The organism is Kaistella flava (ex Peng et al. 2021), from assembly GCF_015191005.1.
In the GTDB taxonomy this organism is placed as follows: domain Bacteria; phylum Bacteroidota; class Bacteroidia; order Flavobacteriales; family Weeksellaceae; genus Kaistella; species Kaistella flava.
On the sequence record NZ_CP040442.1, the window covers coordinates 2,745,800 to 2,768,000 of the forward strand.

General features: G+C 35.3%; 20 protein-coding genes. 11 read left to right on the plus strand and 9 right to left on the minus strand.

What is annotated here, in order from left to right:
- Window positions 1–14: 14 nt before the first annotated feature.
- A complete protein-coding gene (locus Q73A0000_RS12245) occupies window positions 15–446 on the minus strand; it encodes an META domain-containing protein (RefSeq protein WP_193811219.1) in 432 nt (143 codons plus the stop codon).
- Between the two features lie 73 nt (window positions 447–519).
- Here Q73A0000_RS12245 and Q73A0000_RS12250 point away from each other — a divergent pair, with 73 nt between their 5' ends.
- Both Q73A0000_RS12250 and Q73A0000_RS12255 read left to right on the plus strand, forming a co-directional pair.
- Complete coding sequence (locus tag Q73A0000_RS12250) at window positions 520–996, plus strand: YdeI/OmpD-associated family protein (protein WP_193811220.1); 477 nt, start codon at window positions 520–522, stop codon at window positions 994–996.
- A gap of 47 nt (window positions 997–1,043) precedes the next feature.
- Window positions 1,044–1,529 (plus strand): GNAT family N-acetyltransferase, encoded by a 486-nt coding sequence (locus Q73A0000_RS12255; RefSeq protein ID WP_244140738.1) that lies wholly within the window; start codon window positions 1,044–1,046, stop codon window positions 1,527–1,529.
- A gap of 52 nt (window positions 1,530–1,581) precedes the next feature.
- Here Q73A0000_RS12255 and hemE read toward each other — a convergent pair whose 3' ends face one another.
- From hemE to hemA, 4 genes are read right to left on the minus strand one after another with little or no spacing between them, the layout of a single operon-like run.
- The gene (gene hemE, locus Q73A0000_RS12260; RefSeq protein ID WP_193811221.1) at window positions 1,582–2,610 is read right to left on the minus strand and encodes a uroporphyrinogen decarboxylase; all 1,029 of its coding nucleotides are present in this window, start codon (window positions 2,608–2,610) and stop codon (window positions 1,582–1,584) included.
- Between the two features lie 32 nt (window positions 2,611–2,642).
- Window positions 2,643–3,332, minus strand: coding sequence for a uroporphyrinogen-III synthase (locus Q73A0000_RS12265; RefSeq protein WP_193811222.1), 690 nt, complete (start codon window positions 3,330–3,332; stop codon window positions 2,643–2,645).
- Between the two features lie 51 nt (window positions 3,333–3,383).
- Window positions 3,384–4,295 carry a hydroxymethylbilane synthase gene (hemC, locus tag Q73A0000_RS12270; RefSeq protein ID WP_193811223.1) on the minus strand — a complete coding sequence of 304 codons (912 nt, stop codon included), beginning with the start codon at window positions 4,293–4,295 and terminating at the stop codon, window positions 3,384–3,386.
- Window positions 4,282–5,556: a glutamyl-tRNA reductase gene (gene hemA, locus Q73A0000_RS12275; protein ID WP_193811224.1), complete on the minus strand. Its 1,275-nt coding sequence runs from the start codon at window positions 5,554–5,556 to the stop codon at window positions 4,282–4,284. Before hemA ends, hemC begins: the two co-directional genes overlap by 14 nt.
- A 254-nt stretch (window positions 5,557–5,810) precedes the next feature.
- On the opposite strand from hemA, the gene Q73A0000_RS12280 reads away from it, so the two are divergent.
- From Q73A0000_RS12280 to rodA, 5 genes are read left to right on the plus strand one after another with little or no spacing between them, the layout of a single operon-like run.
- Window positions 5,811–6,836, plus strand: a complete 1,026-nt coding sequence (locus Q73A0000_RS12280; RefSeq protein WP_133439166.1) for a rod shape-determining protein — start codon at window positions 5,811–5,813, stop codon at window positions 6,834–6,836.
- A gap of 27 nt (window positions 6,837–6,863) precedes the next feature.
- A complete protein-coding gene (gene mreC / locus Q73A0000_RS12285) occupies window positions 6,864–7,715 on the plus strand; it encodes a rod shape-determining protein MreC (RefSeq protein ID WP_193811225.1) in 852 nt (283 codons plus the stop codon).
- Window positions 7,712–8,218, plus strand: a complete 507-nt coding sequence (locus Q73A0000_RS12290; protein ID WP_193811226.1) for a rod shape-determining protein MreD — start codon at window positions 7,712–7,714, stop codon at window positions 8,216–8,218. Before mreC ends, Q73A0000_RS12290 begins: the two co-directional genes overlap by 4 nt.
- A complete protein-coding gene (locus Q73A0000_RS12295; protein ID WP_193811227.1) occupies window positions 8,215–10,230 on the plus strand; it encodes a penicillin-binding transpeptidase domain-containing protein in 2,016 nt (671 codons plus the stop codon). Before Q73A0000_RS12290 ends, Q73A0000_RS12295 begins: the two co-directional genes overlap by 4 nt.
- Window positions 10,227–11,456, plus strand: a complete 1,230-nt coding sequence (rodA, locus tag Q73A0000_RS12300; RefSeq protein ID WP_193811228.1) for a rod shape-determining protein RodA — start codon at window positions 10,227–10,229, stop codon at window positions 11,454–11,456. Before Q73A0000_RS12295 ends, rodA begins: the two co-directional genes overlap by 4 nt.
- Window positions 11,457–11,845: 389 nt before the next feature.
- On the opposite strand, the gene Q73A0000_RS12305 is transcribed toward rodA, so the two are convergent.
- Both Q73A0000_RS12305 and Q73A0000_RS12310 read right to left on the minus strand, forming a co-directional pair.
- A complete protein-coding gene (locus Q73A0000_RS12305; protein WP_193811229.1) occupies window positions 11,846–12,532 on the minus strand; it encodes a C40 family peptidase in 687 nt (228 codons plus the stop codon).
- A 324-nt stretch (window positions 12,533–12,856) separates the two neighbouring features.
- Complete coding sequence (locus tag Q73A0000_RS12310; protein WP_193811230.1) at window positions 12,857–15,055, minus strand: glutamine synthetase III; 2,199 nt, start codon at window positions 15,053–15,055, stop codon at window positions 12,857–12,859.
- Between the two features lie 318 nt (window positions 15,056–15,373).
- Between Q73A0000_RS12310 and Q73A0000_RS12315 the strand changes: the two genes are divergently transcribed.
- The 4 genes from Q73A0000_RS12315 (at window position 15,374) to Q73A0000_RS12330 (ending at window position 20,811) form a co-directional block, all read left to right on the plus strand.
- Complete coding sequence (locus Q73A0000_RS12315; RefSeq protein WP_193811231.1) at window positions 15,374–17,056, plus strand: DUF6909 family protein; 1,683 nt, start codon at window positions 15,374–15,376, stop codon at window positions 17,054–17,056.
- 121 nt (window positions 17,057–17,177) lie between these two features.
- Entirely contained in the window at window positions 17,178–19,052 is a 1,875-nt protein-coding gene (locus Q73A0000_RS12320) for a M1 family metallopeptidase (protein WP_193811232.1), read from the plus strand.
- Between the two features lie 43 nt (window positions 19,053–19,095).
- Window positions 19,096–19,857 (plus strand): type III pantothenate kinase, encoded by a 762-nt coding sequence (locus Q73A0000_RS12325; RefSeq protein WP_193811233.1) that lies wholly within the window; start codon window positions 19,096–19,098, stop codon window positions 19,855–19,857.
- Between the two features lie 9 nt (window positions 19,858–19,866).
- Window positions 19,867–20,811, plus strand: a complete 945-nt coding sequence (locus tag Q73A0000_RS12330; RefSeq protein ID WP_193811234.1) for a hypothetical protein — start codon at window positions 19,867–19,869, stop codon at window positions 20,809–20,811.
- Between the two features lie 5 nt (window positions 20,812–20,816).
- Here Q73A0000_RS12330 and Q73A0000_RS12335 read toward each other — a convergent pair whose 3' ends face one another.
- Both Q73A0000_RS12335 and Q73A0000_RS12340 read right to left on the minus strand, forming a co-directional pair.
- Entirely contained in the window at window positions 20,817–21,248 is a 432-nt protein-coding gene (locus Q73A0000_RS12335; protein ID WP_193811235.1) for a nucleoside deaminase, read from the minus strand.
- A 75-nt stretch (window positions 21,249–21,323) separates the two neighbouring features.
- Window positions 21,324–21,953: a hypothetical protein gene (locus tag Q73A0000_RS12340; RefSeq protein WP_244140739.1), complete on the minus strand. Its 630-nt coding sequence runs from the start codon at window positions 21,951–21,953 to the stop codon at window positions 21,324–21,326.
- Window positions 21,954–22,201 lie beyond the last annotated feature (248 nt).

The window sequence follows — 22,201 nt, forward strand, 5'->3', positions numbered from 1 at the left end:
ATATTTATTAATTCTTAATCCCAATCAGCAGCGACAAATTTCATTTTCTTTCCGCTTGCGTTACTTAAAGTTAAGTAATGACCATCGATTTTATAACTGGTCATTGTTGGAAGTGCTTTCGCAAAAGTGGATTCTAAATCCATTGCTTTATCACAAAACATCATGGTGCTTCCAATTTGTGAAAATTTCACCGTTCCGTTTGCGTTAAAAACTGCGGAACCAAACATATTGTTACAGCCCATATTTGCCGAAAATTTCCCTGGTTCTTTTTGATCAGATAAATTAAGATGTGCTTTATTACTCATCATTGAATCTTTTGTAAAACCCTGAAATTCAACCAACATCCAATCTCTTTTTACATTTTGAGAAACGTTGGTTTGAGTCGTGCAATTTGCCAATAACAAAAGACCGAAAATGGCGATGAAGCCAGCTACTATTTTTTTCATTTTTAAAAATTTCCTTTTACATTACTATTTCTGTGCCATCAATTTTTATAAATTTGAATTTAATTTTTAAAAAATGACAAAAGATTCTATTTCTTTCAAAGCGGTTATTTTACAAAGTGGTGATATTAATGCTGCTTATGTTGAATTTCCTTTTTCTACTGAAGAATTTTTTGGTAAAAAAGGATTGGTGAAAATAAAAGCCATGTTTGATGATAAGATCGAATACCGCGGCAGTTTAATTAAAATGAAAAGCGATTGTCATACTCTGGGCTTAACACAGGAAATTCGGAAACAGCTTGGGAAATCGTTTGGTGATGAAGTTTCTGTAAAACTTTGGGAAGACAAAGAGGAAAGAATAGTGATTATTCCGGATGATGTCGCAATTGTTTTTAATGAAAATTTAAAGGCAAAAGAACTATTTGACGCCATGAATTATACGCATCGCAAAGAATATATCCGCTGGATTGTAGAAGCGAAAAAGCCGGAAACCCGCGAAAAAAGAAAACTAAAAATGATCGAAATGATCCTTCACGGAAAAAAAGGAATTTAATGAAACAAATAAAAAATCTGGAAACTGAAAGACTTCTTTTATAACCAATGAGCATTGATGATGCGCCATTCATCTTTGAACTTTACAATTCACCGAACTTCATTAAGTTTATTGGTGATCGGAATATTAAATCAATTGAAGATGCAGAAAATTATATTACCAATAAATTTTTACCACAGTTTGAAAGATTAGGATATGGAAACTTTCTGATTAAATTAAAATCTGAAGGTACAAAAATTGGCGGCGTCGGTATTTTTGAAAGAGAAGGATTGGAAGTAAATGATATTGGTTTTTCATTCTTACCTGAATTTGAAGGAAAAGGTTTTGGTTTTGAAGCTTCCAAGAAATTAATGGAAACCGTCTTTTCTGAATTTGGTTTAAAAAAGATTTCTGCAATTACTTCTAAACAAAATATCGCTTCTCAAAAACTGATTGAAAAACTGAGACTTCAATATATCAAAACCGTTAGTTTACCAAATGATGACGAGGAATTGTTGTATTACGAAATTGAAAATAACAACGAAATTCTTTAAAAATAAAGGACACCTTTTTTGAAGGTGTCCTTATTATATATATGAAAAAATTTTAGTTCGGTTTCCAGTCAACTACCGCTCTAATAAATGCTTCTGCATTTTCTAACGGAATATTTGGTAAAATCCCGTGTCCTAAATTGGCGATGTAACGGTCTTTCCCGAAACGGTTAATCATTTCAGTTACCATTTTCGTGATGGTTTCTGGTGAAGAGTTCAATCTGTTAGGATCAAAATTCCCCTGTAAAGTCATCGTATGATTGGTTAGTGTTCTTGCTAATTCTGGAGTAATTGTCCAGTCAACACCCAAAGCAGAAACTTTAGATAAAGTCATTTCTTCCAAAGCGAACCAACATCCTTTACCAAAAACCACAACGTGCGTTAATGGACTTAAGGCTTCTACAATTTGGTTGATATAAGGCCAAGAGAAAATTTGGTAATCTTCTGGCGACAATGAACCACCCCAAGAATCAAATACCTGAACAGCCGAAACTCCTTTCTCTACTTTTCTTTTCAGATAAGCAATCGTCGTATCGGTGATTTTCTGTAATAATAAATGGGCTGCTTCTGGATTTCTGAAACAGAAACTTTTAGCAACATCCCAAGCTTTAGAACCTTTACCTTCGATGCAATAACAAAGGATTGTCCATGGTGAACCTGCAAAACCGATTAATGGAATATCATTGTCCAGCTTAATTAAAGTAAGTTCGATGGCGTCAAAAACATATCCTAAGGTTTCATTAACATCAGGAACTTCGATATTTTGAACATCTTCTAAAGTACGAATTGGCTTTTCTAACCAAGGACCAATTCCTTCTCTCATCTCGAAATCCATTCCCATTGCTTGGGGAACAACTAGGATATCTGAGAACAAAATCGCTGCATCCAAAGGATATCTGCGAATCGGCATCATGGTAATTTCCGACGCCAATTCTGGCGTACGACATCTGGTGAAGAAATCATATTCATCACGCATCGCACGAAATTCAGGCAAAAATCTTCCTGCCTGTCTCATCATCCAAACCGGCGGACGTTCTACTGTTTCGCCTCTTAATGCCTTTAAATATAAATCGTTTTTAATCATAATCTTTAAATAAAATCAGAAACAAAAGTTTCTTAATGGCAGTTTATCGCTGCTCCTTCTTTTTTAATCAATTTAAGCAAAGCACTTAGGTCATTGTCTTTGCCTATAAATATTTGTTGGGTGGTATGTTTTTTAACTTCTGCTCCAGTCGTTTCGCCAATCGCATAGATTTGCTGAAAGTCTAAATTGTTATTCTCAATGAAACTGCGCACACCACTTGGTGAGAAAAACGCAATTGAATCGTAATTCTTCTCTACTTTCGGATACAACAATTCAGTTTCATAAACGACTACTTTCTTATAACCGATATTTTGCAATGGTAGTTTTTCCTGAAGAATGTCTAAAGCTAAGTTCCCACAAAAGTGAAGAAACTTTTCTTTTCCGCAGTTATCGACAATAAATTCTGAAAGTTCTTTTGCGTTCTTTTTGGTCTTAAAAACTCCAAAACCATATTTTCGCAAGTGAGCTTTGGTTTTCTTTCCAACGCAGTAAATTTTGTTGAAATTTTTATCGGCAAAGTTTTCATGCGGTTTAAAACCATTTTTAAAAAATGACTCAACCCCATTTACACTTGTAAAAATTAAAGATTTGTTTCCTAAAGGAAATGGCGAAAGTTCAAGAAGATTGATTTTAATAACCTCTAAAAAATGGCTTGAAAATTCTGTTCCCAGTATATCAGAAACTTCCTTTTCATCAAGCTTTTTTGTAAACAGAATATTCATTAAAAATAAATTATCAATAATTCCTATTATATAGAACGGTTGCGAATATTACTAAAGATGCAGTTTAATTTCCTGCATCAATTCTCTTCCGCCGTCTTTTAAAATTTTCTGAGCTAATTTTTCTCCAAAATTCTCGTGGTCATTCCAAGTGAAAATTTCGTCGATTTCCATAGAAGTTTTACCATCTATAGAACACAGTCTGCCGATAAACCGCACTTCGTTTTTGTCATTAATCTCTGCAAAAGCACCGATTGGCGCAGTACAACCTCCTTCTAAAGTTTTTAAGAAATTTCTTTCAATATCGATACAAATCTGAGTTTCACGATGGTTTACATCTTTGAAGAATTCTTTAATATCATGATCATCAGCTCTTGCGGTAACGGCAACAACTCCTTGTGCGGGAGCAGAAATCATCATCGGAAGAAATTCATAATCAATAGATAATTTCATTCTTTCAATTGCTGCCAATGAAAATAAAGTAGCATCGAAATCCTGATCTTCTAATTTCTGAAGACGTGTTTGCACATTTCCACGGATATCACAAAATTCCGTGTCCGGAAAATGTTTTGCCCAGAATGCACGGCGTCTTAAACTGCTGGTCGCAATTTTCAACTCATGCAATTCTTTGTCTTTAGAAGTCGATTTTCTTACTAAAACATCTTGTGGATAATCCCGTTGTAAAACAGCGATAATCTCCACATTATGCGGAAGTTGAGTTGGAATATCTTTTAAAGAATGAACGGCGATATCAACTTCTTTATTCAATAAAGCAATATCTAAATCTTTAGTAAAAACCCCGGTAATCCCCATCGCATAAAGAGGTTCGGTAAGGTTTTTATCTCCAGTTGAAACAATCGGAGTGATATCAGTCTTGTAATTATTGTTTTGCAAGTTTCTGGCAACTTCTCTTGCCTGCCACAATGCAAGTGGCGAGTTTCGTGTACCTATTTTAATGCTTCTCATTGAACTCTTTATTTGGTTGCTCTACTAAAATTTCGTGCATTAATTTACTAATTTCTTCGGCTTTCCAAGGATTATCGATGATGAATTTTGCGAAACGATTCGTGATTTTCTGAATCATCTTGTCGGAAAGCTTCATATCATCCACTTCTATATAGTTATGTTTCTTGTGAATTTTATGCATTTCATTGCGCTCTATGTTCTTTAGCGATGCTTTGAAATGATGAATATTGGGAGCTAATTTTCTTTTCTTTTCCCATTCCAGAAAGTCTTTGGTCATTTCTTTAATGATTTCCTCTGCTTTTGGAATTTCTTTTTGTCGTTGCACCATCGTCTCATTGATGTGAAGAGATAACTGATCAACATCAACCAAACTTACATTTTCATTCTCAGTAACATCTTTCGCTACATTATTTGGAATCGAAAGATCAATCACCAAGGTTTCTTTCCCATTAGGGAAATGCGATTTATTAATGATCGGATGCTGAGCTCCGGTTGCAACAATTAAAATATCTGTTTTGCCTAACTCATCTTGAAAAGTATCAAACTCAATATAAGGAATTTGATATTTCTCTGCAATCTTCTCTGCTTTGTCGGCAGATCGGTTGGCAATTTTTACTCTTGGTTTATAAACATGCTTCACCAAATTCTCAACGGTATTCTGACCAATTTCTCCTACTCCAAGAAGTAAAATATTTTTATCAGAGATTTGAATATGATTTTTTAAGATGTAATGAACCGCAGCGTAAGAAACCGAGGCAGCTCCGTTGGAAATACCTGTTTCGTTTTTAATTCTTTTAGAAATCTGAATTGCTGAGTTAATGGCTCTTTCCAGAAAAGGATTAGAATATTTCTTCTCTTTTCTAAAACGATGATAAGCATTCTTGATTTGTCCGATGATTTCGAAATCACCAATAATCTGACTTTCTAAACCGGCAGCTACTCTGAAAAGGTGATTAAGAGCTTCCTCATGTTTGACAATATTTACATATTGCATAAAATCGGTAAGACTTACGCCAACAATTTTGCAGTATAATTCTGCAATCAAGAGGTAATTTTGAGTTGTGGTATAAATTTCGGTTCTGTTGCAAGTGGAAACCACAAAAGCATCTCCCAAATTCAAATCATGAATTTGGTTCACAAAATACTTTACATTTTCGTCAAAAAACGCAAATTTACCCCGTATTTCTGCATCAGCTTTTTCAAAACTGACGCTGAGAACGGCGAAATTAGCGGTTTGATGAATGTTATTATCCTTAGTCATAGAGCAATCGCAAATTTAAGGTTTTAAATTGAATTGGTAAAGGATATAAAATATGAAGATTATCACCAAAATCTATAACCGTCAACCAAAAAAAAAGATATTCCATTTTTAAATCAAATATTTTGGTAATTAAAAAGTTATCAATATAATAAGAGGGAAATTTTAAGGAAATTTTAACCAAAATTAGGAGCAATGTAATTTTTAGAACGGTTCTAAATTTATATCTTTGTACACTTTAAAAATTGAGCACAAAAATGGGGTTATTTGATATGTTTACGCAAGATATTGCGATTGATTTAGGAACTGCGAACACACTAATTATACACAATAATAAAATTGTAGTGGATCAACCATCGATTGTTGCAATCGAACGTTCGACAGGAAAGCCAATTGCAGTTGGGGAGAAAGCAAAACACATGCAGGGGAAAACGCATGAAGATATAAAAACAATCAGACCTTTGAAAGATGGCGTAATCGCTGATTTTCACGCATCTGAGCACATGATAAAAGAGTTCATTAAGCAAATTCCTGGTATTAAGGGAAAGCTTTTTCAACCAACTTTAAAAATTGTTATTTGTATTCCGTCAGGGATTACCGAAGTTGAAAAACGTGCGGTAAGAGATTCTGCACAGAAAGTAAATGCAAAAGAAGTTCGTTTGATTTATGAACCAATGGCAGCAGCAATCGGTGTAGGAATCGATGTGCAAAAACCAGAAGGAAATATGATCATCGACATAGGTGGTGGTACAACTGAAATCGCTGTGGTTGCTCTTGGAGGTATTGTTTGTGACAAATCTGTAAAAATCGCTGGTGATGTATTTACCAATGATATCGCATACTATTTAAGAACGCATCACAATTTATATATTGGTGAAAGAACTGCTGAAAGAATAAAAATCGAAGTAGGTTCTGCGGTGGAAGATCTTGATGTTGACATTGAAGACATTCCAGTTCAAGGACGTGATTTAATTACGGGTAAACCAAAAGAAATTATGGTGAACTATAAAGAAATCGCTCGTGCTTTGGATAAATCAATTGTTAGAATAGAAGATGCAGTAATGGAAACACTTTCATTAACTCCACCAGAATTGGCTGCTGATATCTACAAAACAGGAATTTACCTTGCAGGAGGTGGTGCTTTGTTAAGAGGACTTGCAGACAGACTTCACAAGAAAACTGGACTTCCTGTTTTCGTAGCAGAAGATCCATTAAGAGCGGTGGTTCGTGGAACTGGAATCGCTTTGAAAAACATGGATAAATTCAACTTCTTAATTAAATAAGTAATCACTTTTTTACGAAACTAACAGATGGGATTTTTGCTGAGATTATTTTCGAAGAATGGATTATTCGTCTTCTTTATATTTCTGCAACTCATAGCTATTGCATTGATTTTCAGTAGAAACTCAATGCAACAGTCATGGATTGCGGGCCAATCTGCTGCCTTTAATTCCTGGGTTTCGGGGTATATTGACGAAGGTGCTTCCTACCTGAAATTGAAGCAAACCAATGATCAGTTGGTTAACCAAAACAAAAGTTTGATGGTACAGCTTTATGGAAGAGAAGCTTCTGTAAATCCTGAATTTCGTAAAGTACATGATACCGTCGGAGGTGGACAAATCTACACGTTCGTAGATGGTGAAATCGTATACAACAGTATCAATAGAAAAGACAATTACTTTACCATCAACCGTGGAAAAAGAGATGGCGTTATGCCGAAAATGGGGGTGATGGCTCCTCAGGGAATTGCCGGAATCGTCATCAATACAACTGACTCCTATTCTTTGGTACAATCAATTTTAAGTCAAAATAAAATTAAAATTAATGCGTCGCTCAAAAAATCCGGTTATTTCGGAACATTAACCTGGCGAGGCGATGATTCCAGAATTATGCATTTATCGGATATCCCGAAATATGTACCCCTTCAAGTTGGAGACACTATCGTAACTGACGGTAAATCCGCTATTTTTCCACAAGGAATTATGATTGGTAAAATCGCCGGTTATGAAGTTGATAGCAAAACTGGTTTCTGGGACATTTCGGTTGAACTGACTGAAAAGATGGGAAACATCAGTAAAATATATGTGGTTAAAAACCTGAAAAAAGCGGAGGTTCGTAAAATTGAAGATACTTTGCAAGCGACTATAAAAAGAGAGAAATGATAAGTAGAACACTTTTTACAGATATCCTGATTATTGTTTTGCTCATCGCATTGCAAATTTTTGTGCTGAATCGAATTACGCTTTTTGGAAAATATACGCCGGTCATATATCCGGTGTTTGTAATGTTCTATCCATTCTTTAGAAATAAATACCAATTCTTACTTTTAAGTTTTATATTGGGATTAGGGATTGATGCTTTTCTCTACACTTGGGGAATTAATGCTCTTGCCACGGTTATTATAGCTTATTTCAGAACCCTAATTTTTAGAACTTCCACCGATACTTCTACGGATTTTTTCTCTTTCCAAACATTGCAGTGGTCACAGTTTTTCCTCTTTATCTTTATGAGTATTTTTATTCATCAGACGCTTGTTCAATATATTGAAATCTTTAAATTCAGTAGGTTTTTCGATATCTTCCTGAATGTTTTGGCAACGAGTGCGATTTCATTTATCTTTATCATGATCTATGCTTTAGCATTTAAAATCAAACAAAAAGTTTGAAACCACAATTTTTAAAAATCACCGCTCTCTTATCTGTAATTGCTATAATTTTTATAGCAAGGCTTGCTTATTTGCAGTTATTTACTGACCGATATGCATTGAATGCTGCGAATACATCAATAAAAACCGAATATATTATTCCACAACGTGGTGTTATTTTTGACCGTAACGGAAAAATTATGGTGGAAAATCAGCCAGCTTATGAAATATCTTTTACCGCAGCATTATTAAAAGCGGATTTCGACACGGTGGATTTCTGTAATTTGCTTAGAATCAGTAAAGCGGATTTTATTAAAAATATTAATTCCATTAAAAAGGAAAAATACTTTTCGAAATTAACTCCGATGCCTTTTATGAAAAATTTAAGTCGGGAGGATATTGCCAGAATCCAGGAAATCATTTTTAAATATCCAGCGTTTAGTATTGTATCCCGACCTCAAAGACAATATGAGGTTTCGACATCCGGAAATCTTTTAGGATACACGAATGAAGTGAATGAAAGAGAATTAAAAAAAGACTCTGTTTATTATTTGCCAGGAGATTTCATTGGAAAAACTGGAATTGAAAAGTCTTATGAGAACGAACTTCGCGGTGTAAAAGGGGTTCAATATATTCAAAAAGATATCCGCTTACGAAATATTGGATCTTATAAAGATGGAGCTTTAGACAAAGACGTCGTCACAGGGAAAGACATTAAACTGACGATTGATTACGATTTGCAACGGATGGCAGAGGAAATGCTCGTCAACAAACAAGGTGCAATTGTTGCAATTGACCCAAGCAACGGAGAAATTTTAGCGCTGGCAACTGGACCAGATATCGATCCCAATCTTTTTTCGGGCCCTCAAAAAACAAAAAATCTGTACCGTTTACAAATGGATACGGTTTATAATAATCGTCCAACTTTTGACCGATCTCTTCAGGCGGCCTATCCACCAGGTTCTACATTTAAATTACTGACTGCGGCAGCAGCCATGCAAATGGGAGTGATGGATGAAAACACGAGATTTCCTTGTGGTGGAGGATTTAATTATAGAGGACTAAGAATTAAAGGTCATGGTGGTGCAGATCCATTAATACCAGCGATTCAGATTTCCAGTAACTGCCACTTCTCTTATGCTTTTATTGCCATTATGAATAAATATCCGGGAGATCCAGGTCGCGGGGTAAATGAATGGAAAAAGATCATGAGCAGTTTCGGTGTTGGAGAATTCTTAAACAATGATTTAGCAGTCGGTTCAAGAGGAAGAATCCCAACCGGTGAATTTTATCAAAAAAGAAGCGGTGGAAAAAAAGACTGGAGTTCATCCTACACCATGAATGGTTCAATTTTTAATGGAATGGGACAAGGCGATGTATTGCTGACTCCTTTACAAATAGCAAATTCAGTGGTGTCAATTGTCAATAGAGGTTGGTATTTTACGCCACATATTGTAAAATCAATTGATGGAAAACCGAATCCTGATCCAAGATTTAAAGTGAAACACAAAACCTTGGTAGATCCGAAATATTTCGAACCGATTATTAAAGGAATGGAGGCTGTAGTTCTAAATGGAACGGCAAGAGGTTTAAAGTCTAACGATTTTACCATGTTAGCGAAAACAGGAACCGCACAAGTTCCTCAGGGAAAAGACAATTCAATCTTTGTATTAGCAGCACCTGCAGATCATCCTAAAATTGTTGTTGCCGCAGTAATGGAACATGCAGGATTTGGATCTACTTGGGCAGGACCGGCTGCAGTAGTCATTGCAGAAAAATATTTGACAGGAGATTTAAAGCGGGAGAATCTTTACAACAAGATGATCAATGCCAGCTTTATGCCGGAGTATCAAAGACAATGGACGGTTGAATTAAAAAGAAAAGGTCTTTATAAAGAGCCTAATAAAGATTCTGTTAGTCTAAAAGCTATTGATGCCCGATTGAAAAATATAAAAGATGCTGATCAAAAAAAGCAACTTATTTATAAAAGAGATTCTATTGTACAGAAAATAAAAAACAGCGCAAAAAAATGAAGTGGGCACAGGGTATTGACAAATTAGGACTTTCTCTCTATTTCCTGCTGTGTGCTTTTGCTGTAGCAAACATTTATAGCGTGGAACCATCGAGCGGAACAAGACAGGCAGTTTGGCTTGGAGTTTCTGTTTTCGTTGGTCTCATTATATTTATGACGAGAGCAAAATTCTTCGAAAATACATCCGGAATTATTTACATCGGCAGTGTACTTTTACTCGTGGGTTTATTCCCGTTCGGGACAGAAATTCTTGGGCAGAAGAACTGGTATAAATTCGGTTCAGTAAGTTTACAACCAGTAGAATTTGCGAAAATAGGTACCGCTTTAATGTTGGCCAATTATGTCTCTGGGCCTGATTTTAATATAAAACAAAAGAAATCACTTTGGACTTCTTTAATAATTATTGGAATTCCAGGTATACTTGTATTATTAATCCCTGATGTTGGTTCCCTACTCGTTTTTATAGCCTTTTTTATCGCGTTATTTAGAGAAGGACTATCAGGATGGGTTTTCGGGGTAGGAATGATTTTCACCAGTGTTTTTCTGGTTGCACTAGCAATTGATCCTATGTATGTTGTAATTGCAGTTATTGTAATTTCAGCCATCGTTCTATTTTTAAATTCTAACAAAATCCATTGGAACGTGGTATCGGTAGCTGCCATCGTTGGCATTATCGGAATACTTTGTGGATTAGCTTATGGCGCTCCTACTATTTTAGAAAAACTACCTAAGCACCAAAGAGAAAGAATCGAGGTTTTATATAAAGGAGAACGGGCTTTTCGAGATACTTCTGGTTACAATTTATTGTACTCAAAAACGGCAATTGGTTCTGGCGGATTTTTCGGAAAAGGATATCGTCAAGGTTCTGTTACGCAAGGGAAATTCGTTCCCGAACAAAGTACGGATTATATCTTCTGTACCGTTGGTGAAGAATGGGGTTTTTTTGGAAGCGCAATGCTTGTGATTGTTTATTCTCTTTTCATTGGAAGAATCTACTACTTATCTGAAAAACAGAAATCTACTTTTAACCGAGTGTTTGGTTATTGTTTCGCTTCGATATTGCTGATGCATTTTTCGATTAATCTAGGAATGGTAATGGGTCTTTTCCCGACGGTTGGGATTCCACTTCCGTTCTTTAGTTATGGGGGAAGTTCTTTGCTCGCCTTTTCGATGATGACGTTTATCTTTTTTAAACTGAATTATACTGATAGGAATAGTTTGGTTTAATTAAATAGGCAAAAGGCAAAACTACAAACTAAGCTCTACTCTTCACAGCAACTCCAAAAATTTATTTGACAAGAATCACGGTGGTTATTCTAGCCTCGATGGCAGTGGCATCCCGCGAAGTCGCGACAGCGATGAGTGGATATAGCGGACAGCGGGTTGATATTTTGTAATAAACGATTGCTTGATTGCTCCTAATACGAAGAATGTTTACAAACTTGGAAGAGCGAAAGGAAACCGTTTAAGTCAATAAAATCCTTTCAACCATTACATTATCATTAAGTTTCCTTCTGGAATGAAAACATCACCAATCTTGTGTACCATTTCAAATTATAGCTAAATAAAAAACCACCTTTAGAAGGTGGTTTTCTGAGAATATCAATTATCTATTTTTAATTATTTGCCATGTTATCGGTAAGGCCGTCTTGCGATAATACTCTTTTCGCAAATCTAAATTTTGGTCCCCAATAAGAATCATCAAGAGACGAAATCATAACTCCTTTCGAAGTTGCAGCGTGAATGAACTTCACTGTACCGTTTTCTGTTACATCTTCTACGATTCCTACGTGTGAGATTCTACCTTTACCATGTGAGAAGAATACCAAGTCTCCTTTTTGAAGGTTACTTTTATCTACTTTTTCTCCTTCCTGTGCTTGGGAAGCTGCTACTCTTGGTAAGCTCATCCCAGCTGTTGCACCGAAAACTGATAAAACGAATGCTGAACAATCAATTCCTTTTCTGGTCATTCCACCATATCTGTAAGGAGTTCCTAAATAGGTTTCTGCTTCCGCCAGAACATCATCTATCTTTTGTGAGAAACGAACTGCTTTTGCAATTTCTTCATTCTTCGCAATAGTTTCTAAACTCTTGGCAGCTGCGGCTTGTTCGTCTTTGAAACTGCTTAATAATTGTCCTTTGGCAAGTGCCAGTTTCTTATTATCTATAGATGCTAGTTTGGCATTTGATTTGTATTGATTAGCGTAACTAGTTGGTGTTGATACTACATAATTGGTTACACAAGATTGCATTGATAATGTAGTGAACACAGCAGCACAATAAAACAAAACTCTTTTCTTCATATATATTTGATTACCTGTGTTAAAACTTATTTTTTGTTTTTTAAAGCATTACAAAAGTAGGTATTCAAGCAAAAACGAGGGTGAAAACACCCTACACGCGTTGCTGTTTTAACACATTTTAACATTATTTTTCCTAATGTTAAAGTAATATTCATCGCAATCCCTTTATTATAGGGGTTGCGATTTTATTTATATTATGATTCATTAACATTTATGTGTTTAATCTATTCACTTTATCGCATTCCTCTATCAGAGCATGAAGCACATCTATTAAACAACAAAAAGCCCTATAAATAGGGCTTCACAGTTAATATAGGTCTTATTTTACTTAGTAAATAAAAGCTCTCTGTATTTCGTCAAAGGCCATAATTCGTCGTCAACCATCATTTCAAGTTCATCAGAAGAGTTTCTAATTTTAGCAAAAAACGGAATCACTTCGTCGCAAAAAGAGTCAGCCATTTCACGAGAATTGCTTTTAGATTTCGCATTTTCAATTGCTAAAAGAAGGTTTTCTACTTCTACTTTAATAATGCTTACATGACCAGAAATATCTCTGATCAAACTCATTTGCTCTTTGGCTAAGGTTTTAAATTCAACTTCACCGAAGATTTCTTTTAATCCTTTTACGTTTTCGATCAAACGATTCTGGTATTTCAAAGCAGAAGGAATAATATGGTTTCTTGCGATATCAGCTAACACTCTAGCTTCAATGGAAATTACAGTAGAGTATTTCTCCAATTTAATCTCATTTCTGGCTTCCATTTCACGGTGCGTGTAAATGCCAAGCTCTTCAAACAACGCGATATATTTAGGATCTAACTCCCTGCTCAAAGCTTGTGGCGTTGTTTTTAAATTACTTAATCCTCTTTCCGCTGCTTCAATCGCCCATTCTTCAGAATAGCCGTCGCCTTCGAACATAATATTTTTAGACACTTTAATGTATTCTCTCAATACATTAAAGATCGCTTCATCTTTTTTCAAGCCACTTTCTACCAAAGCGTCAACTTCTATTTTGAAAGTTTTAAACTGTTTCGCAGCGATTGCATTCATTACGGTCATTACTTCTGCACAATTTGCAGATGAACCAACTGCTCTGATTTCAAATTTATTTCCCGTAAAGGCAAATGGTGAAGTCCTGTTTCTATCCGTATTGTCTAATAAGATATTTGGAATTTTACCAACCACATTTAATTTAAGATCTGTTTTTTCTTCTGGAGAAAGTTTTCCGTCTTTTACTTTTTCAAGTTCTTCTAAAACACTGAACAATTGCGAACCGATAAAAGTAGAGATAATTGCTGGCGGCGCTTCATTGGCACCCAAACGGTGATCATTTCCCGCAGACGCAATACTTACTCTTAATAAGTCATCGTAATCATGAACTGCTTTCAACGTATTTACGAAGAAGGTTAAAAACTGTAAATTCTTTTTTGGATTTTTTCCCGGGCTTAAAAGGTTTTCGCCAGTATCTGTGGCTAAACTCCAGTTGTTATGTTTCCCACTTCCATTCACTCCAGCAAATGGTTTTTCATGGAATAAAATATGGAAATGGTGTTTGTGTGCAACTCTTGCCATTAAATCCATTAATAATGAATTATGATCAACCGCAACATTGACCTCTTCAAACATCGGAGCTAATTCAAATTGATTCGGAGCAACTTCATTATGACGGGTTGTAACTGGAATTCCTAACTGAATAGATTTGATTTCTAATTCTTTCATGAAATTCATTACTCTCGTAGGAATCGATCCAAAATAATGATCATCTAACTGTTGCCCTTTTGCAGGAGAATGTCCCAAGAGCGTTTTTCCGGTAATTACCAAATCCGGTCTTGATTGATATAAAGCAGAATCAACCAGGAAATATTCTTGTTCCCATCCTAAAGTAGGAGTTACTTTGGTTACATTTTTATCGAAATAAGATCTGCAAATATCTGTTGCCGCATCATCTACCGCACTTAATGCTCTAAGCAAAGGAGCCTTATAATCTAAAGTCTCACCTGTATAAGAGATGAAAATCGAAGGAATACAAAGAGTCGTTCCCATGATGAACGCGGGAGAAGTTGGATCCCAAGCGGTGTAACCACGCGCTTCAAAAGTATTTCTAATTCCACCATTCGGGAAGGAAGAAGCATCTGGCTCCTGTTGAATCAACATTCCACCAGCAAATCTTTCAATTGCACGATCGCTTTCAAACGGAGTAAAAAAGGAATCATGTTTTTCTGCAGTTGAGCCAGTTAATGGCTGAAACCAATGTGTATAATGAGTCACTCCTTTACTTAAAGACCAATCTTTCATCGCGACTGCAATTTGATCAGCAACGTCACGTTGAATTTTCACACCACTTTTAATTGCATTCTGGATTGAAGTAAAAGCTTCTTTCGTCAAATACTCTCTCATCGTTTCCTCTGAGAACACGTTTTCACAAAAAAGTGAGGATAATTTTGCAGGAACTTCTACTGCGTTTTCTCTTCTAAAATCTTTTTGAGAAATTAATTCTAATGCTTTAAATCTTAAACTTGACATTGTATGGTGATTTTTGTGAGGTAAAATTACAAAAAATATAGAAACAAAATTAAAACACCTTTAAATTTATGGGGTCATTAACAAATTAAATGCTTTTAATTAAACTCATTCTCTTTAACTATAATGAATAGGAAGACCATTATTAAAGTATTAAAAGGAAAAAGCTTGATAAAAAGCCAGGATCTATGCCATAAAATATTAATAGATTATAATTCATCATTAATCTCATCATTAACAAATCATTAATAATGACTAGAAATCCTCTCGGCATCCTATAAATAAGAAGTAATTTCTTATATTTGTGTGAAATTTTACACTATGGTAAATTCAAGAGCAAGAGAAACCACTGAGGCAATCGAAAGACTTTACGTTTCTATGCGACACTTATTCTATCGCGGTTTTTTCAAACCTGCCGGTATTTCCGGAGAAAGCCTTCGGTCACTACTTACGACAATCAATCCGGAAATTTATGGAACCATGGGCGTTCCTAATAAAATAGAGCTAGACGGACTTCTTTATGTTTTAGACAGACTTCCAGAAGGAATTGAGGAATGCTCGTTCATTCATCTTACTTCTGACGAAGGTTTCGACAAAGGAAGTTTCGAAGTTATTGTTCCTAAGAAAAGAAGAAGAAATTGTTATCGTATCGACGAGCACCAAATGAACATTGAAGTTCTTCTGGGTCGTTCTGAAATCTATGACATTCTAACTCACCTTACTTTCCTTTATATTGAAGCAGATAAAATCCGCAAACTTGCGTTTCTTTCTGAACGAAGCGATAAACCAAGCAGAGCCTGGAAAATTATCGAACAAGTTGCAATAGGCGACGAAAAATTAAGCAGAAAAGAAAAAGAAGTTGCTTTGATTCACCTTTCTTCATTATTAGGAAGAACATTTGATGAAACATTAAATGCTTATAATAGTTTCGGTGATGATCAAAACCCAGATCGTCTATTCAAAATCATCTATCATTTAGGAAACGAAAGTTTTAACGACTACAAACAAATCAGAGAAAGAGAAGTTCACTTCTCGGCTATTCTTAGAGAAAGAGTTGGTCACCATTTCTTTGGTGAAAAATGGGCAAACAAAGTAAAACAGGTTTTAGCAGATAATAATTTGCAGATGAGACCTTTGCATATTATTTCGGCCAACATGCATTCTGTGAAAAACATGCTTTTCGCAAATGATTCTATCGGAAAAAAAGTAACGAAGAATGTAGATTACAAAATGTATGAGGAGATTTCTAACAAGAAAGCCTTGCAAGAAAAAGTACTCGCACATTCACAAGAAGCGGGTTTGATTTATATTCATGACCAAAGCGGAAGTAATATCGACGTTCAAATTATCGATCTTTCAAAAACCGATTTAAAAAACACGCCTTTCGCTGATTTGAACTATTCGGGAGATGATGTGATCATGGTTTTCGATTATGCATTTGGTGAACAGGCATTTGAAGTAATGGACGAACTTTTACGACCTTATGATTACAACGGTGAAATCTATACGATGAAGGTAAAATCCATTTCTATTATGGGGAAAGCCGGAATTTTACAGGGTGGAAAAGGAGATATCATGATTCCTACTTCTCACGTATTTGAAGGAACTGCAGACAACTATCCATTTGAAAACGCTTTGAAATTATCAGATTTTGAAGATGATGAATTAAAGGCTTTCGAAGGCGGAATGGTTTCCGTATTGGGAACTTCACTTCAGAATAAAGATATTCTAAGATATTTCATGGATACTTCATGGAAAGCAATCGGACTGGAAATGGAAGGTGCGCATTATCAAAAAGCAATTCAGGTTGCTTCGAAAATCCGTCACCATATTTCAGAAGATCTTTTTGTAATGTATGCTTATTATGCTTCAGATAATCCGTTAGAAACAGGTTCTACACTATCTTCTGGTGGCTTAGGATTAACAGGAGTGAAGCCAACTTACTTAATTACTTTAAGAATATTAGAGAAGATTTTGAAAAGTGGAATGACTTCCAAAAAATAATCTTTTAATAAAGAAATACAAACCCTTTTAGCAATTCAAATGCTGAAAGGGTTTTTTATTTGCTTAAACCTTTCCATAAAATCAAAAATTCTTATCTTTCCGTTTTAAAATATAAATCATTATGAACAAAGGGTTTCTCATTATTCTTACTTTATTTTTCGGATTATTATCAGCGCAGAAAAACGCCTATTATCAACAATACGCCAAATACAAAATGGATATTGATGTCGATGCGAAAAACTTCACTTACAACGGAAATCAAACTTTAACTTACACCAATAATTCCCCTGATGAATTAAATGTGGTTTATTATCATCTTTATTGGAACGCCTTTAAAGCTGGTTCGATGATGGATCAAAGAATTGCAGGTCAAGGAAAAAATGGTGATTCAAGATTACAGACTAATGGTATTTCACGTTTAGCTTCAATTCCAAAAGAGGAAGAAGGCGCGCAAAATATTCACTGGATTAAACAAAACGGAAAAGACCTAAAATTTGAAATCCAGGAAACGGTGATGAAAGTTTATTTGGACACTCCGATAAAACCTAATTCTTCAACGACTTTCACGATGGAATGGGATGCCGTAATTCCGATGCAGATTCGTCGTGCAGGAAGAAATAACCTAGAAGGAATCGATATGACGGTTACCCAATGGTATCCAAAAATTTCAGAATATGATTACGATGGCTGGGCAACTTTTGATTATATCGGAAGAGAATTTCACGCCCCGTTTGCTGATTTTGAAGTCAACATTAAAATCGATAAAGATTATGTAATCGGCGCTGGAGGAACTTTAGAAAATCCTTTAGACGTAAAAGGTTATGATAAAAAAGCCGTTATCAAAGCTGATAACAATAACAAAGCAACCTGGAAATGGACTGCTAAAAACATGCTCGATTTCGCTTGGGCTGCTGACCGCGACTATACAGTAGAATCATTCGTGGTTTTAGACGGACCGAAAGTAAATTTCGTTTATCAAAAATCTGAAAAAACCAAATATTGGTCGGAAGCAAAACCATATGTGACTAAATTTTTCCAAATCATGAATGCAACTTACGGAAGGTATGTTTATCCTTCGTACTCGTTTATTCAAGGTGGTGACGGCGGAATGGAATACGGAATGTGTACCATGATTTTAGGAGAAGCAAAAAGTTTAGACGGTTTAGTTGGTTTAATGGTTCACGAAGGTGGACATTCCTGGAACCAACAAATGATGGCGTACAACGAAAGCGTTCGACCTTGGATGGATGAAGGCTTTACGAGTTATTATGATGATTCTATAATGTACCAATTGTTCCCGCCAAAAACTCCAGAAGCTAATCCATTCGTAGGAAGCTTAGACCGATACAGAAGTTTTGTAAAAAAAGGAATTGAAGAGCCAGCAGTTTGGTTAGGAGATCACCACGATAATGGAACTGCTTATTCTTTTGCAACTTATGTAAAAGGTGAACTGTTTTTAGTTCAGTTAGGATACATCATGGGTGAGCAAAATTTGGCTGTGGTCATGAAAGAGTTTTATAATGAATGGCATTTGAAACATCCAACAGACAGAGACTTCATGCATATTGCACAGAAAGTTTCCGGAATGGATTTAAAATGGTTCCTGAATTATTGGATCAATACTACCAAAACCATTGACTACGGAATTAAAGACGTGAAATACGACGAAAACTCTACGACTATTACGTTAGAAAACAGAGGAACAATCCCGATGCCTATTGATTTCTCGATTTTAACAACTAACAAAAAAGTAGTTAATTTCCAGATTCCTTTAAATATGACTCACACCTGGAAAACGAAAGATATCTATGGTGATTTCAAAACTGAAGCATATTGGCCTTGGACTCAGAAAGAATATACGTTCACCATTCCTTATAATAAATCACAGATTTCTGTATTGGGAATTGATTTTTCTCAAAGATTAGCAGATATTAATCTGGAAGATAATTTGGTTGAAGTGAATAAATCAGAAGTAAATAAAAAGGAGAGATTCTAAATAATAATTACCACCAGTTCAACTGGTGGAAAAAATAAAACAGATGCATTCCATCGTAATTAATATCGGAAATACCAATATCAGATTTGGCTTGTTCAATAATGACAATTGTGAAATTTCCTGGATTCTAAACACGAAACCTTACAGAACCAGCGACGAATTGCAAATGCAGTTTATGATGATGTATCAAACTCATAAGATCGATGCAGCCAATATTGAAAAAATAATTATTGGCTCCGTCGTTCCTCAGTTGACTTATGATGTTTCGCGAGCGATTCAAAAAATCCATAATCAAAAACCCATCGTCGTCGATCGCACTACTCCATCAGGAGTGCAGCCAAAATCGAAACAAATGGGAACTGATATTTACGCCAACTTGGTTGCGGCGCATCATCTTTATCCAGCTGATAAAAAGAAAATCATATTTGATTTCGGTACAGCCTTAACCGCAAGTTGCATTAATGAAAGTGGTGAAACACTCGGCGTAATTATCGCTCCGGGAATTATTACCGCACTGAATTCTTTAATTCATGACACTGCACAATTACCAGAAATCGAATTGGTAAAACCTAAACATGTATTAGGTTTAGATACTGTTTCCTGTATGCAAAGCGGAATGGTTTATGGATATTTAGGAATGGTAGAAGGATTCGTAGACCGTATTAATGATGAAGTTGAAGATGATTGTTTCGTCATCGCAACCGGCGGAGTTTCGCATGTTTACAAACCTTTGACGGATAAAATTCAGATCGCCGATCGGTTACATACTTTGAAAGGACTGTATTATTTGGGTAAAGATTTATAAAGAAATCAAATGAAAAAATTGCTGATTTTTTCGCTTTTATTTTTCTCATGGTTCCAAAATATTGGCGCTCAGCAAAATCTTGTCGGAAGTTATCATATCTCTTCAGGGAATCCTGATGATGGTGGATACAATTGGTTTCTATTTGATAATAATGAATTTGCGATGGTTACTTTTGGCCAAATAATTTCTGGTAAATGGACCCAAAACGAAAATCATAAAATAATTTTCAAACCCTACATTCCAGATCAGTCACTTCAAGTTTTCGGGCGATACAATCCTGATATTAACGGTTCTAAAATTCTGTTTAAAGATTTAGATATTAATGAAAAAACATTCATCGCTACTTCTACAAAAGAGATGCAGAATATTTTAAATGAAGACGCGAATTGCTTGCCATATCCTGTGAAAAAAGAATTTGATCACTCGCTGGAAAAGCTGATGCTATCAAATTGTTTAACGCAAAATCTAAAACAAAACAGATTGGGTTTCGATTATGAAATAGCTGATAATAATGATTTCGTCATCATTTATTATAATTCACAAATGATGTTACCTGAATTTAAAGGTGAGATTGTAAATAGTCAATTAACGCTCAATCAAGGATCTTCTTCTTCTCCAAAACGCAGCATTTCTAAAACAGATGAAAGCGAAATTAAAAAATTCGTTGAACAGCAGAAAAACTATTACTCGCAAACTTCTTTCCTAAGCACTAAAGAAAATCGGTTCGGAACTATATCTCCTGAAGGAATTATCAATTTTGAGGAAAACCAACTTCGACTTTCACATTATATAATAGATTCCAAAACGGGAATTTACGTCCTAAAAAGTGCGTTAGACGAAATGGTTCCAGCAGAATTTAAGACCTTGTATTTTTATAAAAAGTTGAACTTTAAAAAGAGTACAGAACCCATAAAATTTTTCAAGAAAAGCTTGTTCCAATTCCAGTGTAATTAATAGTTCTATCTTTTATTTTTAAAAAACTCCTTCACAATTACCGAACATTCATGTTCTAAAACCCCAGTTACAATTTCTGTTTTGGGATGCAACTGTAAATTCTTGTTGATAAAACCACGTTGCTCATCTCGAGCTCCGATTACTACTTTTGAAATCTGCGACCAGCTTAACGCTCCTGAACACATCACACAAGGTTCAACCGTAACATACATCGTACAGTTTTGCAAATATTTTCCACCAAGATAATCTGCCGCCGAAGTGATCGCCTGCATTTCGGCATGAGCGGTAACATCGTTTAAAGTTTCTGTCAAGTTGTGTGACTTGGCTAGAATTCTATCATTAGAAACAATGATACAACCAATTGGAACCTCATCTTTTTCAAAAGCAATTTGGGCTTCTTGCAGCGCCATTTTCATATAATATTCGTCGGTAAACATATTTGGAGATGTTAGGTGTTGGATGTTGGATGATGGATGATGGATGATGAGTAATGAAAAGCTAATCTTTAAAATCTATTCAAAATTGATTGATAAGGGAATTTTAAAACGATAGCGAATTGCTGTTCCATTAATGAAAGCGGGAGAAAATTTTTCTGGAAGAAGATAAAGCGCTATTTCAGCTTGTCGGTTAAAGGTGAAATTATCTCCTTCTGCTTGCACTGAACTTATAGAGCCGTCTTTTTCAACGACAAAGAGCAATTCTGTTCTCATCATTTTCTGATCAGATAAAATGGAATCTGTGTAAAACAACTCTGTAATTTGCTGTCTCATTAAATTAAATCCACCCGGATAATTGGCATTGCTGCTCAAATCTGTCTTTGTGGGATTTTCGCTGGTATTTGATGATTGCTTTGGAAGGTGAAGCCGGCTCAAGTCTTCTCTGATTTTAACTCTTACTAAGGCATTCACCAAAGCGTTATTTTGAATGCTGTCTAGCTTCTCCATAAACTCCTGGAAATCTTTTTTAACGTTGATTTTAGCGGTATAATCAACTTCGTTATCAAATCGGTTTTTGAATTCTTTGTTCAACATGAAACGTTGATTATCAAAATAGTTTTTCACCACTTTAAATTCTTCGTTTTGCTGAGCAAAAGAAAAAGTGAGGATGAACAGAAAAGATAAACTGACTAGTTTTTTGAGCACAATATTGTGTTTTGGAAAGTAAAAATAATTAAAAAAACCGAGAAGATTGAAACTAAATTTAGAAACGGCGTTTCAACTAAGACTGACCCTTTAATAAAATTCCCATCTGCAGCCCGGCTTGAGTGGAGCTCATTTTTTTTAGTGGGAAAAGGTCGGCAAAAAAAATAGCGGGAACGGAAGACGGATTAAGCTGCCCAAATAAAAAAAGCTGATTAGGATATACAAAAAGTCCCGCTCATTGCTGAACG

What these genes read in the sequence shown, in the direction of transcription:
- Q73A0000_RS12245 (WP_193811219.1), bottom strand. Translation starts at nt 446, where the DNA reads ATGAAAAAAATAGTAGCTGGCTTCATCGCCATTTTCGGTCTTTTGTTA.
- Q73A0000_RS12250 (WP_193811220.1), top strand. Translation starts at nt 520, where the DNA reads ATGACAAAAGATTCTATTTCTTTCAAAGCGGTTATTTTACAAAGTGGT.
- Q73A0000_RS12255 (WP_244140738.1), top strand. Translation starts at nt 1,044, where the DNA reads ATGAGCATTGATGATGCGCCATTCATCTTTGAACTTTACAATTCACCG.
- hemE (WP_193811221.1), bottom strand. Translation starts at nt 2,610, where the DNA reads ATGATTAAAAACGATTTATATTTAAAGGCATTAAGAGGCGAAACAGTA.
- Q73A0000_RS12265 (WP_193811222.1), bottom strand. Translation starts at nt 3,332, where the DNA reads ATGAATATTCTGTTTACAAAAAAGCTTGATGAAAAGGAAGTTTCTGAT.
- hemC (WP_193811223.1), bottom strand. Translation starts at nt 4,295, where the DNA reads ATGAGAAGCATTAAAATAGGTACACGAAACTCGCCACTTGCATTGTGG.
- hemA (WP_193811224.1), bottom strand. Translation starts at nt 5,556, where the DNA reads ATGACTAAGGATAATAACATTCATCAAACCGCTAATTTCGCCGTTCTC.
- Q73A0000_RS12280 (WP_133439166.1), top strand. Translation starts at nt 5,811, where the DNA reads ATGGGGTTATTTGATATGTTTACGCAAGATATTGCGATTGATTTAGGA.
- mreC (WP_193811225.1), top strand. Translation starts at nt 6,864, where the DNA reads ATGGGATTTTTGCTGAGATTATTTTCGAAGAATGGATTATTCGTCTTC.
- Q73A0000_RS12290 (WP_193811226.1), top strand. Translation starts at nt 7,712, where the DNA reads ATGATAAGTAGAACACTTTTTACAGATATCCTGATTATTGTTTTGCTC.
- rodA (WP_193811228.1), top strand. Translation starts at nt 10,227, where the DNA reads ATGAAGTGGGCACAGGGTATTGACAAATTAGGACTTTCTCTCTATTTC.
- Q73A0000_RS12305 (WP_193811229.1), bottom strand. Translation starts at nt 12,532, where the DNA reads ATGAAGAAAAGAGTTTTGTTTTATTGTGCTGCTGTGTTCACTACATTA.
- Q73A0000_RS12310 (WP_193811230.1), bottom strand. Translation starts at nt 15,055, where the DNA reads ATGTCAAGTTTAAGATTTAAAGCATTAGAATTAATTTCTCAAAAAGAT.
- Q73A0000_RS12315 (WP_193811231.1), top strand. Translation starts at nt 15,374, where the DNA reads ATGGTAAATTCAAGAGCAAGAGAAACCACTGAGGCAATCGAAAGACTT.
- Q73A0000_RS12320 (WP_193811232.1), top strand. Translation starts at nt 17,178, where the DNA reads ATGAACAAAGGGTTTCTCATTATTCTTACTTTATTTTTCGGATTATTA.
- Q73A0000_RS12325 (WP_193811233.1), top strand. Translation starts at nt 19,096, where the DNA reads ATGCATTCCATCGTAATTAATATCGGAAATACCAATATCAGATTTGGC.
- Q73A0000_RS12330 (WP_193811234.1), top strand. Translation starts at nt 19,867, where the DNA reads ATGAAAAAATTGCTGATTTTTTCGCTTTTATTTTTCTCATGGTTCCAA.
- Q73A0000_RS12335 (WP_193811235.1), bottom strand. Translation starts at nt 21,248, where the DNA reads ATGTTTACCGACGAATATTATATGAAAATGGCGCTGCAAGAAGCCCAA.